The sequence below is a fragment of the Spirochaetota bacterium genome (genome assembly GCA_038043445.1).
Lineage (GTDB): Bacteria > Spirochaetota > Brachyspiria > Brachyspirales > JACRPF01 > JBBTBY01.
In genome coordinates this window covers 1-17017 of record JBBTBY010000174.1, presented here as the reverse complement: position 1 = coordinate 17017, position 17017 = coordinate 1, and the positions used below count along the sequence as shown (strand labels likewise).

Below are 17017 nucleotides of genomic sequence, written 5' to 3'. Positions count from 1 at the left end.
TACGCCCGGTGTTTGAGCAGCCGGGATTCGCCAAGACCGTGATACAGCCCGTGTTTATCGAAGGGATGGAGTGGGCGAAGGGCTCCGAGAATACGATAGAAGGAAAGATAGAAGTTGCCTGGCGGCGAAAAGAAGGCCGTGTCGAGATCAATGTAACGATACCGGATGGGATGAGTGCAGAAGTGAGGCTGCCGGGCGATCGTGTTGAGATGCTATATGGCGGTGCTCACGAATTCACGGTGCGGTAACCTCTGCCGCAGACTGCCGCGAAAATAGAGAACAGCGGGTTGCAACCCGCTGTTCCGTTATTCCTATGAGATATTGATGCTTGCGAACCTGTTACAGACGGAAGTATTGCATTTTTGCGACGATCTCTGCCGGGAATTGGACAGATACGGTAAAACGAAGTATACTGAAGGGCATGCATGCTCGTGCGGTCATGACGGAGGTTTGCATGAAATCGATATTCATTATTCTCGCCGCAGCGATGTTGCTTGCGGCAGTGGAAGAACCGGTTTGGAATACGAGCATTCCCGATGCGATAACTAATGCGAACGGCAAGATCGTGTTCGTTCTCTTCAGCGGCTCGGATTGGTGTTCGGACTGCATCAAGCTCAAAAAAAACGTCATCGATACGGAAGCATTTTCCGCGTACGCCAAAGAGAATCTCATCCTCGTGTCCATCGATTTTCCGAAGAACAAGAAATTGCCCGATGATCTCAGACGCGCCAATGCCGAAGCAAAATCGAATTACAATGTCAGGGGTTATCCGACAGCGATCGTTCTATCGCCCGATGGCAGTATCGCGGGGCGCATTACCGGATCCAAGGGAACGCCTGACGAATACGTGCAGAAGATAATCGCCTTGAAGAAATAACGCTCGTCGTTCAGCCGAATTTATTCTGCCGGTGGCATTCCTCGATGACGGCTATCTGCTGACGCACCTGTGCGGGCGTTATCTCAAGCGGTGCGTTCTGTGTGAGCGAGCGATGGAGCATGTTGTAGAAACCACTCGATATCGCTTTGAAGAGATCCGCCTGTTCCTGCGGCACATCCCAGGATTCATCATGCCACGTGAGCTGCTCCGAGCAGTACAGGGGCGACCCGTCGGGGCCGGTTATCGGATTTTCCGAAAGCACCTGCTTGGGCGCTTCTTCCTCTTTGAAATACTTCCAGTCAAGATGCGTCATGCTGCCCTTAAGGCCGCCGCGTGTTCCCTGCACGAGGTAGGTGTGCGTGGGGTAGGCATTGCAGGATGATACCTCAAGGTCGATGACCGGCCGCCCGGGGGCTTTCATCACGAGCTTGATATAATCCTCGGCGTCGCCGAATGAGTTTGCATTGTCCATATGGCATGTCACTTCCGGCATGCCGTCGCAGTCGAGGAAGCGCAGCGCCTGGTCGAGGGGGTGCGGCCCGGTATTGAGAAGACCGCCGGCATTGAATTTACGAACGACTTGCCAGTCCCAGCGGCGCGCATAATTGCTGAAGGCAATGCCGACATGCACGATGCGCCCGAGTACGCCGGAGTCCACGATCTCTTTAACCTTTCGGAAATACGGTGCGAAGCGCGATTGCTGGAATATAGCGAAATGCTTTTTCGTCTTCTCGGCGGTTTTTACGAGCATATCGACCTCTTTGACGGTGCGCGCGAGCGGCTTTTCGCAGAGCACGTTGAAGCCCGCTTCCATTATCTCTTTCGTTATCGGCACATGCATATGGCTCATCGAAGCATTGACGATGAGATCGATATCCGTATGCTTGAAAAGGTCATGATAGTCGGTATATCGCTTGCAGTCGGCCGAGTAATTGTAGACTTTCGCCGCACGGTCCATACGCGCCTGTATGGGGTCGGCGACGGCCACTATCGTATATTTGTCGGGGTCAGTGACAAGGTATTTGGCATGTATATCGGCTCCGCTTCTGCCCTGGCCGATGATCGCTGTTCGTATCTTCATGAAAGGCTCCTTTGCACACGTGGGAATATCAATGTTTCGTGCGGAGAACATAGCCGAAAGTGCCGGGAAAGAAAATGGACGAAATCGGGAATTTCATGGATGATCAAGGTATCGGTTGACCGGCAGTCGCCCCTCCCTGTAACAATCGCAACGCAGCATGGGTATATGGCAGTATGGTTCGTGCAACTATTTTTCGAAGTGCCGTGCTGCGGCGGGAAGCAGTGGGTTTGCTTCTCGGTCTTGTTGCTGCTGTCATTATGCAATGCGCGCCGGTGTCCCTCACTGATCCCGTAAAAACACAGCCGCCTCCCCCGGAGGCGTTCTTAAAGACATTCTCTACGAATGCAATACCGACGATAGACGGAAAATATCTTGCCGCAACGACGGTGATACCGAACGGCGGCGGGCGATATCCGGTGATTCTTATCCAAACGCCGTACGACAAGGAAGACTTAAGCAATTCATACTTTTCATTACTGGCGGCGCAGCCCCTTTTTGACAGCGCATTGTATGCATTTGTTATTGTCGACTGGCGTGGTTTTTTCGGGTCACAGGCCGCAGCCGTATCCGGGTACGACCGCGGCAAGGACGGTGTCGACTGCATCAACTGGATAATCGGGCAGCCGTGGTCGGATGGCTCGGTAGGGACATGGGGTGTATCGGCACTGGGGTATATTCAATATCTCACCATGGTAAAACAACACCCCGCGCACAAATGCGCGGTGCCGATCTTTGCGCATAGCGCCTACCGTTATTCGGATATTTACCCCGGCGGTGTATACCGAAAGGAATATATGCTGATAATAGGGGCAGTGTATGGATTAGATGCAACGTTCAGACAGCACCCCTATGATGATCTCTTCTGGACGTTGAGCGGACAATTTCCGATCGATAAGCTCACCGTACCGGTCCTTGTTGTGGCGGGGGCTTACGACGTTGACAACAGACCCGCAATCGATATCTTCAACGCACTACGTGCATCCGGGGGTGTGAACGCGCGGGAGGGATCGCGGCTCTTGCTCGGGTCATGGATACATCAGGCGGTGCGGGCGGGCGGTGCTGACGGAGAATTCACCGAACAGGAAATGAAATTCATCGATACCGACAATGTCATCCAGCGGAAGAGCCTTGCGTTTTTCAACTACCATATGCGTAATGAGACAGGGAATGAGGTGTCGTCCTGGAGTGTGGCGAGTGTTCACGATTACGGGTCCGGGATATGGAATGGATTTGCAGCATGGCCGCCGCCGGGGGCGGTGCGCAAACGATGGTATCTCCATAAAAGCACTGTTCTATCAGAGACTTCGCCGAGCAGTGCAGGCGATACGGTGACGTATCAGTACAGACCGATAGACCCGTCGCCGACCATCGGCGGTCCGACACTGCTCGACACGCTCGATAAAGGACCGCATGATCAGCGCCCGATCCAATCGAGGGGCGATGGGGTGTTCTTTTCCACCGAAACATTGAGCACGCCGATCCGCGTTCGAGGCATGGTGCATGCGCTTTTCAATGTAAGCACCGCCGGCGACGGTGTAAGCGATACTGATTTCGCCATCCGTCTGACCGATATCCATCCCGACGGGACATCGCTTCTGCTTTCGGACGGCATTGCTCGGCTGAAATTGCATCAGTCGTATCAAACCCCCGATACGATACAAGCGAATACCGTCTATTCCCTTGTCATTGAATTATGCAATCAGATCTCGCATACGTTCGGTACCGGGCATAAAATCGGCATTTTCGTCACGTCCGCGAATTACAGCCGCTTCGATAAGAACATGAACAATGGGCTGGATTTTTCAGAGATGCTTTCGCCCGGGGTTGTGGTGAACAATACGGTTCATTGCAACAGCGGTTATGCATCATATATTGAACTCCCCATTGAATGAGGATGGCAAGAAAGCGAAAGCTCAAACGACGGTCCCTGTAGAAGAGTTTGCCGAGATCGCGGGCTGATGCATTGAGCGGATGACGGTCACTCGAAATTTTAAACAGGTCGATCGAATTATTCGCTTTTCTGCTGCGATGTCTTCGCCTGCGTATCCTTGAGCCGTGCCGTGACGACCTTTTTCACCTGCTCATCGAATTCGGAGTATTTTTCCCGAAGTACATCGAAGTCCTGTTTTGAGAGACGGTAGACATCGCAGTAGGTCATCGCACGAATGCTCGCCATCCGCTTTTCGCCCTGGATGAGCGCGGTCTCGCCGAACGGGGAGCCGGCACCGAGCGTGGCCACTTTTATGTCACTGACGATCACTTCCACGTCCCCGGAGGACAGGAAATACATGCAGTCGCCGTATTCGCCCTGTCGTATGATGTAGTCGTTCGGAAGATAGATGAGCGGACGCAAAAGCTGCGTCACTTCGCGGACGAATATCTCATTCATGTTCTTGAACAGCGCCACTTTTTCCAGAATGCCGCGGTTGAGATGGAGGGATATCTCCATGGCGAGCGTGCCCGGCAGTTCGTCGAGAACGCTCGTTGTCGCGACATTCTTCTGCGTTACCCACAGGTATTGATAGTAGTTCTGCACTTTATGCTGCAGCGCCGGCGGCAGCATCTTCGTGCGCATGTAATCGTTCACTTCTTCCATCTTCTTGAGATAGTTCGCCTTTGCGACATCGAGGTTGGCGATAAGACCGGATACGTTACCGATGATGTAGCCGTACATGCCAACGCCGAATATCTGTGCGATGATCGTATAGATTATCTCTGCGTTCTTCTCGTGGTTCGGGTAGTAGTCGCCGTAGCCGATGGTAGCCACCGTCGTAATGCACCAGTAGAGCGCCCGTATGTATTGGTCGACAGGGGACCGGTTCTGTTCCACCGCCCCTATCATGATCCATCCGAGCGCAATGAAGTGCGCCATCTGAATGAACCAGAAGCCGAACGTGCACAGACGCATGACGCCGGGATTGATATTGAGCGCTATCTGCAGTTCGCGGAACGTTCCGTTCGCCCTGAGGAGCTTGATGAGGCGGAAGAACCAGAACGAGGATAATACGTTCGTGATGAGCGGGTTATTAAGCGTTTCGGGATGAAAGAGGCCTATTATCACGGGGAACGGGAATGCTGCGAGAAAGTCGAGAATGAACCAGGAACGGAGGTAGGTGCTGACGATGGTCTTTCGGTCCGAAACGATAGTGAGCCCTTTCTTGAAGGACATGTTAAGATTGACGAGAATATCGAGCGAGAATATCACGGTGAACAGCCAGTATAAGGCATCGAGGCTGTCATTTTTAAAGACCATGCGGTACGAGAATATCACCACTGCCGCAAGTATCGATACGACGATGAACAAGCTCCAGAAAACACGGAATTTGCCGTTGTATTTTATTACCGGGATGAGGGGTGTATCGGCCATAAGTTTCCTCGCTATGTAGATACCATTATCGGAAAACAGTGATGATAAATATAGAAGGCAGTACATCCGCTTGGGATAACGCGCAACCCCGGATATTCATTATCCGAAGAGCATGCTTTCGACCGCGGGTACATCCTCTTCCGTGACGGATATTGTTTCTTCCTCCGGGCCTTTCGCCGCTCCGAGATAGAGCAGTATCGCGCGGACGGCGGATATCGGCACTGCGTACATGCGTGCAACACAGCAGCAGTATGACCGCATCTGGAACCGATATGCCTCCGATGAGGGCGGCTGTTTCGCTGTTTTGTGATCGACGATGATGAGCGCCCCCTTCTCGTCTCGGGCTATGAGATCGATGCGTCCGGGGAGCCAATGCTCGCGGCCGTCCTTCCGATGGACCGCGGTGAACGGCACTTCACGGCCGACCTCCGTCCATGCCCCGGAGGCGAGGTTCTTGCCGACGGAAGAAGCGATGAATGCATTGAGCATGGTGCGCGCGCGCAGAGCATCGCTTGTGCCTTCGGGAAAGAACTCTTCGACAAGACGGTCTGTCGATGCGGCATCGGATCTGTAATGCTCGAGCATGCGGTGCACCCGGTCGCCCATCTCGGCGGGGGAGAGCGCGTCGTCCGATGCGGCATCGTGATAGAGCGTGATACGGTCAATGGTGTCGCGGGAATGGAGCGCATGCGCGCGAGCGGTTATCGTATCGTAGGTGCGATGCACCTCGATCGCTTTCGGGTGTGGTTTGCCGGCAAGTATGCGGCATACTTCATGGGCGATGCGCGAGCGCTCGGCGATCGCCCCTGCGCCCTCGGTCCGTGCCGCGGCTATACCTCGGCCGTAGAGAAAAAAGCGTGCATGGGGCGCGTCATGGGTGATGGGGCGAAGGCCGTGCATATCCTCGCTTACGCCATAGCTTTCATCGATGAGCGGGATGCCCCCGTTGGCGCGCACAAAATCGGCGATGAGCGTATCGTATACGGTCTCTGCGTATCCGCCCGCCGGTCCCGCGATGACGAGCGAGCGTTTGGCGCGTGTTGCTGCCACGTAGAGAAGACGCTTGCGCTCGGAAAGCGTCTGACGTTCCTCTTCGGCATCATCCCTGTCCGAGATGAGTATGGTCCCGATGTCCGGATGTTTCACGCGCACGGCGAGCGAGCGGCCCATGAACGAAAGTTCTTCCGAGTTCACCGGCGGTTTTTTGGTGAGCCCCCCGAGGAGTACCGTATCGAATTCAAGTCCCTTCGCGGCGTGTACGGTATAGACGCGTAATGCGCGCGAGGAGAGCTCGGGGATGACGGCATATCCTTCCTTTGCATTCGCTTCTATCTCATGCTCCACATATCGTACAAGATCGATGAGCGTGCGTCCGCCGCCCTTCTCGAACACGCGCGCTATCTCGATGAATTTCCTCACGTTCGCGTACGCGATCTCCCCCTCGACATCGGTCATGAGATAGGCATGATATCGCGTGCGCTCCACGATGAACTCTATCGTATCGGCGATGCCATGGATGGTCGTATAGGCCGCGAACTCCCTGATGAGCGCAACGGCGCGGGCGGCTTCCGCTCCTGCTTCTTTCGGCACAGCCGTTCCCGAACAGAACGTGTGCGGTGATATATCCATTGCATACATGCATGCGGCAAGCGTCGAGCTGTCTTCCGGGATGAGCGCAAAGAACGGGAGCTTGAGAACCGGAAAGAAGAGCGCATCGGAAAAGGTCGCGAGATAGGTGATGAGCACGGTGAGGTGGCGTATCTCATCGCGCTCATAGAACCCCTGCCCGCCCATGATGTGATACGGTATGCCGTATGCGGCGAACGCAGCGAGGTATTCGTGGATATCGGAGAATGACGGAAGGAGGAGCGCCGTGCCGTCGAAGGAGCGGCCGCCGTCCGCGTGGTCGGCGACGCAGCGGGCGAATGCATGCGCTTCGAGATGCGTACGCTCGCGGGCGAGGATTTCCGTGCCGTCCCTTGTACGCGTATTGCACATGAGGAATGTCACCGCTCGTTCGTCCGATGGTGCGGCATTGCTGAAATCGTCATCGGGGCCGTAGCCGACTATCGTATCGCCGGAAAGGACATGGGAGAAGAACGCGTTGAAGAATGCGAGCATGGCCGGCGTGCTTCTGAAATTATTCGAAAGACCGAATGATGTCCCGCCTGCGCGTTCAATATCGGCCTTTGTGCGGGTGAAGAGGCTTACATCCGCATTGCGGAAACGATATATCGACTGCTTGCGGTCGCCGACGACGAAAAGAACGGGATGCGGCATAGCGCCCTCGACAAGACGGCGAATGAGCTCATACTGCTGCCAGTTGGTATCCTGGAACTCATCGACGATGATATGCGTGTAACGGCGGCGTATCGCATCGCGCACGGTGCCGGTGTCGAAAAGGCGCACCGCGGTGGCGATGATGTCGTCAAAGGAGATGATATTCCTTTCGATACGCATCTGCTGGTACGCATTGAGCGCGGTCGCCGCAAGTTCTGCGACGGCGGATACGGCGTCGCGATAGCGGGCGAAGGCAAGATCGAGCGCGAGATCATCGGCGATGGCGGCGAGCGATCTCAGGTCATTGAGGAATTCCGGGAATTTCTCGATCCGCTTGTACGTGCCTTTGCGTATCTTCTCTGCCACGTTCATGAGAGAGGAATATGCATCGATAAACACGTTCTCAGACAATACGGCAAGATCGCGATATTCCGGCACGAGAGCTGCGGGAACAGGAGCGACAAGGAGCTTGTATTCAGGGAGCGTTTTCCCTTCGCCGTGGAACGCGTGCATGCGATCCACGGCGTCGAGCGCCGTCCTCCGCCGTTCCCCGTAACCGGCAGCGCGATCAAGCCCGGCACTGACCGATGCGAGGAATCGTTCCTCATCGGCGAAGCGCGGTATTATCCCTTGCGCGAGCGCAACGACGGCATCGACGAACGACGCTTTTCGTGAGGCGATGTGGAGGTTCATGAGCGGCATGAGCACCTGTGCGGCATCGGTGTTCGCGTCGAGTTCGGCGAGTACGCGGGCGCGGAGCAACTCGGCGGTGCCGCCGTTCGTCTCCGCGACGCGCGGCGGGAGCGTAATGCCTGCCATGCAGCCGTATTCGCGTATGAGCGCGAGGCAGAAGGAATGTATCGTCGAGATGGAAGCGCGCGCAATGCTCGCCATGCCGCGGCCCTTCGCAAGCGACGCGCGTATGCGGCGCTTCATCTCATGCGCGGCATTCTCGGTGAACGTTATCGCGGCTATCGTATCCGCCGATACGCCCTTTTCGATGAGCGCACGGTACAAGGCGACGAGCGTGCTCGTTTTGCCGCTTCCCGCGGAGGCGCCGACAAAGACATGGCGATGTTCGTCCGCGAGCGTGCGTATTATCGAAGCGCGTATCGTATCGGGGTCAGCGTATTTCATAGGTACGGGTGTCGAGAACGGCGGACCGCCCGCGGTCCAGGAGCTCGGTGAGTATGTTCTTCGAGAGTTCCGTCCGCGATGAATCCGGGAACGTCGTTATCAGATAGCGGAAATATCGCTTCGCTGCTTCCGCATCGCCGCTGTAATAGGAGACCGCCGCAAGAAAGAACACCGCATCGACGCGATGCGCGCCGGTGTCGCGGAACGAGACATAGTAATCCTTGAGGTATTTCGCCGCGGAGGCATGGTCTTTCTCGCGGAACCGAAGACGCGCAAGTCCGAACAATCCCGCTTCAACGGCCGCCGGCCGTCCGGTGGAAACGAGACGCTCATAGAACGCCGCAGCGCCTGTATCGTTCTTCTCCTCGGCGTATTCGGCGAGAGAGAGTATCGTTTCGATACGTCGCTCTTCCGGCACCGATGCGTCATCGATGAACCCCCGCGCCGATACTTTCCACTCATCGAAACGCTTCATCTCGTACAAGAGGCGGACGACGGCGGACTTCGCTTCGACGATATCCCCGATCATGTTCGTGCCGGCAAGCGAAATAGATGCCCGATAGCGGGCGAGGGCGTCCTCGTTGAACCCCGCACGCTCGTAGGCGAGCGCGAGGCGGTACTGCGCATGTCCGGTGAGCGGACCCGAAGGGACATCGTTGATGAAGCCGTAAAGGACGATGATGGCGTTCTTGTAGTCGCCCGCTTCGAGGAGCGCTTCGCCGCGCTTTACCCGCGCTTCGTTGGCGTACGTGCCGACACCTTTCGCGATGCGGTCATAATATTCCGCCGACCGCGCATAATTGCGCTTGATGAAGCTGTAATCGGCGAGCTTCATCGATATCTCATCCGTGTATCGCGAAACGGGGAAGCGCGCGAGTATCTTTTCGTATATCGCCTCCGCTTCGCTGTCGTTCCCTGCGGCGGCATAGGTGTTCGCGAAATTGTACCAGGTATCGAGGAGTATGTCGTTCGCTATGGCCGTATCCGTATCGATGCGCTCTATGAGCCGGCGATATATCGCAACGGCGTCCGAATAGCGTTTCGCATTGTAATGCGATGTGCCGGCAAGGAGGAGCGACTTGGCGAAGCCTGTGCCTTCCCCGTACATATCGGCCGCCGTCATGAGGAACGATATGGCATCGTCATACTGTTCGCGGGAGAATTCCGAGAACCCGGCGCGGTACATGGCATAGGCGCTCTCGCTGCCGTTCGTCCGCGCGGCATACGAGCGGTAATGCTCGGAGGCGTCCTTGAAACGCGCGAGCCTGAATTCGACATCGGCAAGCTCTTTGAGCGCGCTGACCGCTGCCGGTGACGCGGGGAAGCGCACGACCACGGCGAGGAAATGGGTGCGTGCCGTATCGAGGTCCTTCTCATTGAATGCGATCACCCCGGCGCGGAAGTACGCCCTGTCGGCACGATCGGTCGCCATGAGCTCCTGTACGAGCGGCTTCGCTTCGCGGTAACGCTTCATTTCGGTGAGCAGGTAGCTTTTCAGATCGAGGAGCCGTGTTCGTTCCGCTGCGGCTCCGGGGAAACGGTCGGCTGCGGCGGCGAGCGCGAGCGCATCCGTATATCGTCCTGTTACCGCGAGCATGTCAGCGGTGTAATAGTACGCCGCCCATTTGTCCTTCGGTACTGACATGAGTATGACGGCATTGGTGAGATGTACTATCGCCTCATTGGTCGCGCCGAGCATGACGAGGGAAGCCCCCGCCCCGAAATGAGCGTTCGGATATGCGCTCGCTTTCCTGAACGATGCGGTGACGAAACGGTAATTGGTGAGCGCTTCGGATGCATCGCCTTTCTTTCTGAGGCCATCGCCGATAGCGACATAGGTGTCTGCGATGATATTGGTATTGCCGGTCTGAACGCATTCATGCAGATATCGTTCGGCGGCGGCGATGTCTCCTGCGGAAGCAAGCGCGCGCGCAAGTTCCGAGAGCGCATCCGGTCGGTATGTGCTGGGGATGTTCGAAACGGATGTCCAGTAGGCAGCCGCTTCGCGTACTGTGCCGCGGGCTATGAGCGCGCGCAGATGGAGGAATGAGACGTACATGACGGGTGTTCTCGGGTTCTTATCGATGAAGGCGCGGGTAATGCCGTAGGCGCGATTGGCATCGTTCGCGTCGAGCGCGATGGTCGCAAGATATCCCACCGCGTTCTCCGTGTACTCGGTGTTTTCGCGTGCAGCCTCGGTGAAACGCTCGACAGCCTCCGCGATATTCTTCCGTTCATAGGCTATCTTGCCGAGCTGATACGATGCCTTAGCCCGATAGACGGCATCCATACGCGGCATTGCCATAAGGAGCGTCGAAGATCCTTTGTCCGTTTCACCATTGGCGAGATACGAGAGCGCAAGACGGAACGATATCTCCTCTGCGACAGGGCTTTTCCCATAATTCGATAATGCGAGCGAGAATTCGTTTATCGCCTCTTCATAGCGCTTCTGCTCATAAGCGATATAGCCGATGGAGTACGCGGCGAGCGCGGCATATTCATCGGCGGGGTATTTTGTCGTGAGCATGCGATACTGTTCGCGGGCGAGCGCGAGCTCCTTCTTTCGGTAGTAGCCTTGTCCGAGCCAGTAATACGCCTTGGCGCGGAGCGGGGACGACGGGTATTCCTTGAGGAAGATGTTCATGTACCGTATCGATTTATCCCACTCGCCGAGATAATGGGATGCGACGGAAAGGTAGAAATGAGCATTGGCGGCGAACGGCGAATCGCGGTATTCGGTTATAAATCGTACGTATTGGCTCGCGGCTATGGCGTATGCTTTCTCATCGAACGCCTTGGAAGCGCTCTGATAGAGGTCCTCATCCGGCGCGGCGTATGCAATGGCGGTAAAGATCGAAACAAGAGCGAGAACGGAGACGATGTTCTTCATGACATGAAAAATACAGCCGTATGGGGAATATTTCAAGGCCGATCCCGCTTTCGAACCGAGATAGAACAGAAAGCGAACCCAAAGCGAACGTAAAGCGAACAAGGTGCGAAGCCGCTTTGGGCCGTTTTCCCATCGTTTCGGGTGACCGTGTATCCCTGGAGCAATGTCGTCCTCCTGTCGAACTTCGTTAACATCTCCCGCATCGCGTACTGTTCTGCGGGTCATGCATGGGAATATACGAAGGGAGGGTGAATTCGTATAGAGTAGGAACCTACTTTTTTTTGAATTTGATTATGGAGCCGGAAAGATAGGAGAAGAGATGGGGAAAGAAGGCACGCGATGACGCGAAGGCGCGACGAAGATGTTGCTGATCTTCTTCCCATTGGGAAAGATGCAGCTGATTCGGTGCGTACTTCTATTCGATTGACGCAGTAAACCGCATGCGTTATACTTGAACTGCGTCCGATGATATCGGATGATAGAACGATAGTTGCCGATGAACATCGGCTCACGGGGAGTATAGCATGATAGAAGGGCTGTTCGCGCGTAAACCGATAAACGCCATGATAGACGTTACGAAACGCTCCGGGTCAAAGCTGAAAAAAGTGCTCGGCGCGTTCGATCTTACGCTCCTCGGCATCGGCTGCGTCATCGGCACGGGGATATTCGTGCTATTTCTTTTTCGGCAGGCGCAACAGCACGCTCAACAAAGCATCGGTGAAACGATTCTCGAGATCCGTGTTCCTGAAATTCTTCGGCGTGCTTATGCTCATCAACGGCGTGTTGTTCGGACTCCTTGCGGTGCTGGCACTCGCCGGCGCAACGGCGAAACGATCATGGGATGAATTAAATCTGAAACCGGAGCTTTCTCTCTATGTATGCATATTCGTCATTGCAGCGGGCATTGTGATGTGGGTGGCGGGAAAAACCGGCGCGGGGATAAAGAAAATAAAGAAAGCGTTCAATCGATAGCATGTCTGCGGGGTGTTACCGCGCATGCAGCGGATAGCCCGGACTTACTGCGCGGCAAGCTCAAAGAACGGCGTCGGTCCGTTCTTAAGTGTATCCGTATCGATAGTGATCCTCACTTCGTCGTCCGTCACCCGCGTAAGCGGTATTTTCTCCTTGCGCGTCCCATCGAGGCCGAGCGCCCAGAGCGTCATGCCCGCACCATGTTTCGTTCCTACCGCTGCCTTGAGCGTGCCCGTCTGCATAAGCACCGGCAGTTTCCCGTTGTTCACCAGCGTCACGCGGTCATCGGACGCCTCAAAACCGGTATTGAGCGCATCGGTAGAATACACAATGAGCAGACGTTTGCTCTCCGCTACCGTTTTACCGTCAAGCGATGCAACACCGATGGCCGCTGCGACCGTGGTGCGCACGGTCTTTACTGCATTGAGCGAAGCCGCCTTTTTTTCCTTGAGGATAACACATTCCATTCGCGGGGTGACAACGGTGAGCTGCTCCTCGGGGGAATTCATGTTGATCTCTTTTGTATCACTCTGAAATATGCCTTGGGCGGGGCTTGATAGATTATCCTTTGAAAGGATACCTTTGGTCTTCATCGATTCAACGACTGCATCAAGATCTCCGCCGCCGGCATTGTCGATAACGCTTGCCGCCCACTGTGAAGCGACGATGGCCGCCCCGTCGGCCGGAGTCACTGTCATGTCCGCTTTTGGGTACGGCGGAAGAGCGGCGGTGGTCGGGGCATCGTACTGCAGTCCGAACCGGCACATGAGCGCTATTTTGCTCTGATCGGAATTCACCGCATAATTCATGTTGCCGTTCGTGAAGATGTACGCGTCGTTCATCGCAAGCGCAACCGTGTGTTTCGAGGGAGATACATCCCTGCGTCCATACAGGAATGCCGCCATGACCTCTCCCGCACGCCCTATCGGGTCGCGCCCGATGAAACCGCTCGCTAACGGCGTCACCGCCTGCAGAATGACCGCCTGCGCATGAACGGTGATGACCGAGAAATCCTGCAGCGCCGAATACGCCGGGAAAAGAATTCCCTCCTCGTGACGGTACCGGTGCCAGTACATGGTGTTGTATTCGGTGATGCACATCGGTCTGTTGAGATAACGGGCCGCTGCCTGCGTACGCCAGTAGTTCGCGGACGATTGAATAATACCATCCTGCCCCATGCGCGAGCCTTTCCCCATGCTCATGTCGGTGGGATGGTTATGATAGGTGTGCATGGCAATGACCGGGCTTTCGTTCCGCGCCGCATGATCACGGTAGTATTTTATGACGTCATACTGTCCTGAAAGTCCCGTATACCCCGTTGAGCGGAGCGTTGTCTGATACCAGATCAGAAGGTCACGCAGGCGGTCGTACATGAACCTGCCGACATCCGTTCCGTAGGCGGTCCGCTGCCATTCACTGCCCTTTGGAAAAAGCGCAATGGTTTCGATGGCGGTGCCGGAAGGGAATGGTTTCCCCCATGCGCGTTCGATTTCGGCAATATCACTGTAGCGTTTCTGCAGATATTCCCGCCAACGTTCGGCAGCGAATGGTTTTACTTTGGAGCCATTGAACACATTCAGGATAACGGGAATATCCTGCTCATTGAACATCGTCACAAGCGCGATGGCTTTTTCCTCGGCGAATGTCGTTCCTGTGTATGGGTTCTTATGCGCCATGAGCAGCTTCACGCCGGTCTCCCATAACGTTCGTGATGCCGTATCCACCAGCATGAGTTCGGCGAGGCCCCGTTTTAACGCCTCGTCCCACTCGCCCTTCAGGTATCCGTTATAACTCCACAGATCAATGTTGACGTACACACCTTCACGCTTCAAACAATGGATGAGATAGCAGAGGTGGTCAAGGTTCCCCTGATTGATCTCAAAATCGTCTTTCGTACCCGGCATGAGCAGAATATCAACGCCCTGGAACCGCACCATGTTGTATCCCTGCCGTCTTATCTGCGCGGCATATCGCTCACAATTGGCCTTTACCTGCGCTTTATCGCTTGAGGCGAGCTTTGTTTCCGGATAACCGAAAACATGATTTACGAACGTATTGAATGCGATGAACCGAATCGGCACATTCGGCGAATCGGCGAACGCCATCTGTCCATTGGCATTGACGATGACGCGGCCATGCTTGCCCGCCGGGCCGTCCTCTACCAATCCGCTCAGATCGAGCGCGCTTTTCGGTTCGACAACAACGCTCGTCATGTCGATCGGCTTCCACCCCTCGCCGCTTTTTACGGTGAATTTCTGCGGGACAAGATCGATCTCTTTTGCCGACAAGGTAGCCCCGACGACTATCCATACCGCCGTTCCGGCAGTGGCTAGCGTCACCGATTCGACTTCTTCCAGATCGTCCCCTACGGCGAATCGCGAAAGATACAGGCCCACGGATGATGTTTTATTACTTTTACGGTAAGCCACAAGGCCATTGGCGAGATGCCCTGCTCCCCACCAATCAGCGATATCCTTCCCGGTTACGACCTCATGCTCCGTCTCGCGGCCGCTTTTCGTGCGGATAATTATCCTCGCAAGTGTTTCTTTCTGTTTCGTCACGAAGCATGCCGTGTGTAGCAGATACAGGAACCGCGCTTTCGCGCCGCCGACGGGGAGCGTTATCCGTTCAAGCGATGTCTTCACGTTCTCGCTCCTGAATGTCAGTACCGCCTTTCCGCCGTTCTTCTTCGGGTCGATGATGGAGAAATCTATGCCGCGATAATCGGTCCTTGCCGTGTCGAACCCGGAGAGGTCGTTCTCCGAACCCTGATCGGACCAGCCGCCGATACCGTCCCCTGCCTTATCGTCGGTAAAGTCCATGTTCGCTGCCGGTATAAGGTCCACGGCGGTATCAGGTATGTCCTTATATTTGCTATTATCAGGTTTCACGGCAGCCCCCGGCGCGGGCGCCGCTTCATCATCAGCGTCCGCCAATTTGCAGTTAAGACGTATGGTCACGGTCTCATCTTTTTTGCATTTGATCGTCTGAGAAAAACTGCCGTTATGCCAGGTCATGATACAGGAGCTTCCATTGACCCCTCGTTTTGCGAGATAACGCGGCCCTCCCTCGACAGTGCCATCCTTCGCATATGCGTACCATGCGGCGGGCATGCCGTCCTTCCCCTCTTCGAAATTACCGTTCTTTAGAGCAGTGCCTTCGGCTTCCACATTATCAAAAAGCACATTGATGCGCTTGTTCGCCCCGTCGACGATCTTGTACGACCCGTAGAGACTGATATTCACCGCGCCGTCTTTCGACGGCTTGAACGAGAACCATGCGTTCGCCCATGCGTTCGATGTCATTTCGAGATATATGCTCGCGCTCCGTTTACGCTTCTCTTCCGGACCCCAGGTCTGGAATTCATATCTGCCGCCGCTGCATATGCCCGCAGGGATGATATCGATGCCGGCAGCGTCGCCGGAAATATTGAATGCCGGGGCGACAAGCTCGGCGAACGATAATGCCCCTGAGAATATGAGCACAGGGAGAAGATGTCGTGTCAGGAACCGTTTCATGTGTACGCCTCTCATCGTGATCGGTCTCCGTATTTGCAGCCTCATTATAGTTTGTTGCACTCAATTTATCAACGGCGCTCCCAACGATAATGACCGGAGTACGGCTCGATGGCGCCCCCGATACTTACCGCTGCGTCGCATCTGCTCAATTATAGCACAGGGAATGACAGAGCGGTGTGCTTTATTTATCAGCAATGATGTGCTTTTTTTATGCGGCATCGTGCGCTTCGGCGGAGGGGGGCGTATCAGTGGACGCCTTGTTTTGTCTTTCTGTATTTTTCCGGGGACATGCCGTATCGGTCCCTGAAATGCGCATACAGCCGCTGATGGTGATTGCAGCCTATATCGGCGAGGATGTTCCAGACAGGCTTCCCGGTATGCTCAAGGTAGAAAGCCAATTTCTCCACCCGTATATCGGTGAGATATCCCTGAAGGCTTTTCCCGAACAATGATCTGAATTTCCGTGAGAATGCGGTATAGGTCATCGAAAAACGCAACGCGGCTTTTTCAAGGATCTTTCGTTCGGCATAATGTTCATGGACAAAGCGTTCCATGGCGTGACGAATCGCGATCCCCCCGGACCGGGGCAGGCTTTTTTTCAACGACGACTTGCGGACGATAAGTTCCGGTTTGATATATATCTTCTCGCCGGAACGTCTGCGCGTATGATGAATGATCCCGTAAAGGAGTTCTGCGGCCAATCCCCCGATCTCATAATAATTCTGGCGGATAATGGTAAGCGGATGCGTTTCAAAACGATCGTATGTTGTTATCTCGTCCCCTATACCGGCGATGGCTATATCTTCCGGTATGCGAACCCCTTGCTCAAGGGCATGATCCCAGAACCAGTGTGCGAAGTAGCTGCTGGAAAAAACGATCGCATCGGGCGACGGCT

At 55.2% G+C, this 17017-nt stretch carries 10 protein-coding genes; 4 read left to right on the top strand and 6 right to left on the bottom strand.

The genetic code is table 11. The annotated features are described in order from the left end of the window. The coding region (locus AABZ39_20975) for an alpha-L-rhamnosidase C-terminal domain-containing protein (GenBank protein MEK6797262.1) at nucleotides 1-248 on the top strand (248 nt) is incomplete at its 5' end. Between the two features lie 206 nt (nucleotides 249-454). Beyond that, complete coding sequence (locus AABZ39_20970; protein ID MEK6797261.1) at nucleotides 455-877, top strand: thioredoxin family protein; 423 nt, start codon at nucleotides 455-457, stop codon at nucleotides 875-877. 10 nt (nucleotides 878-887) lie between these two features. On the opposite strand, the gene AABZ39_20965 is transcribed toward AABZ39_20970, so the two are convergent. Beyond that, a complete protein-coding gene (locus tag AABZ39_20965; protein ID MEK6797260.1) occupies nucleotides 888-1958 on the bottom strand; it encodes a Gfo/Idh/MocA family oxidoreductase in 1071 nt (356 codons plus the stop codon). 221 nt (nucleotides 1959-2179) lie between these two features. Between AABZ39_20965 and AABZ39_20960 the strand changes: the two genes are divergently transcribed. Next, a complete protein-coding gene (locus AABZ39_20960; protein ID MEK6797259.1) occupies nucleotides 2180-3850 on the top strand; it encodes a CocE/NonD family hydrolase in 1671 nt (556 codons plus the stop codon). 116 nt (nucleotides 3851-3966) lie between these two features. Here the strand turns inward: AABZ39_20960 and AABZ39_20955 are convergent, their stop codons facing one another. The 3 genes from AABZ39_20955 to AABZ39_20945 all read right to left on the bottom strand — a co-directional run bounded on the left by AABZ39_20955 (nucleotide 3967) and on the right by AABZ39_20945 (nucleotide 11632). Then, the gene (locus AABZ39_20955; GenBank protein ID MEK6797258.1) at nucleotides 3967-5325 is read right to left on the bottom strand and encodes an ion transporter; all 1359 of its coding nucleotides are present in this window, start codon (nucleotides 5323-5325) and stop codon (nucleotides 3967-3969) included. Between the two features lie 99 nt (nucleotides 5326-5424). After that, nucleotides 5425-8742 (bottom strand): UvrD-helicase domain-containing protein, encoded by a 3318-nt coding sequence (locus AABZ39_20950; GenBank protein MEK6797257.1) that lies wholly within the window; start codon nucleotides 8740-8742, stop codon nucleotides 5425-5427. After that, the gene (locus AABZ39_20945; protein MEK6797256.1) at nucleotides 8729-11632 is read right to left on the bottom strand and encodes a tetratricopeptide repeat protein; all 2904 of its coding nucleotides are present in this window, start codon (nucleotides 11630-11632) and stop codon (nucleotides 8729-8731) included. The genes AABZ39_20950 and AABZ39_20945 overlap by 14 nt, the downstream gene beginning before the upstream one ends. Before the next feature lie 717 nt (nucleotides 11633-12349). On the opposite strand from AABZ39_20945, the gene AABZ39_20940 reads away from it, so the two are divergent. Further along, nucleotides 12350-12604 carry a hypothetical protein gene (locus AABZ39_20940; protein ID MEK6797255.1) on the top strand — a complete coding sequence of 85 codons (255 nt, stop codon included), beginning with the start codon at nucleotides 12350-12352 and terminating at the stop codon, nucleotides 12602-12604. Nucleotides 12605-12648: 44 nt separating this feature from the next. Here AABZ39_20940 and AABZ39_20935 read toward each other — a convergent pair whose 3' ends face one another. After that, entirely contained in the window at nucleotides 12649-16122 is a 3474-nt protein-coding gene (locus AABZ39_20935; GenBank protein ID MEK6797254.1) for a hypothetical protein, read from the bottom strand. Nucleotides 16123-16367: 245 nt separating this feature from the next. Beyond that, nucleotides 16368-17017, bottom strand: a 650-nt coding sequence (locus tag AABZ39_20930; protein ID MEK6797253.1) for a helix-turn-helix domain-containing protein, incomplete at its 5' end; no start/stop codon positions are given.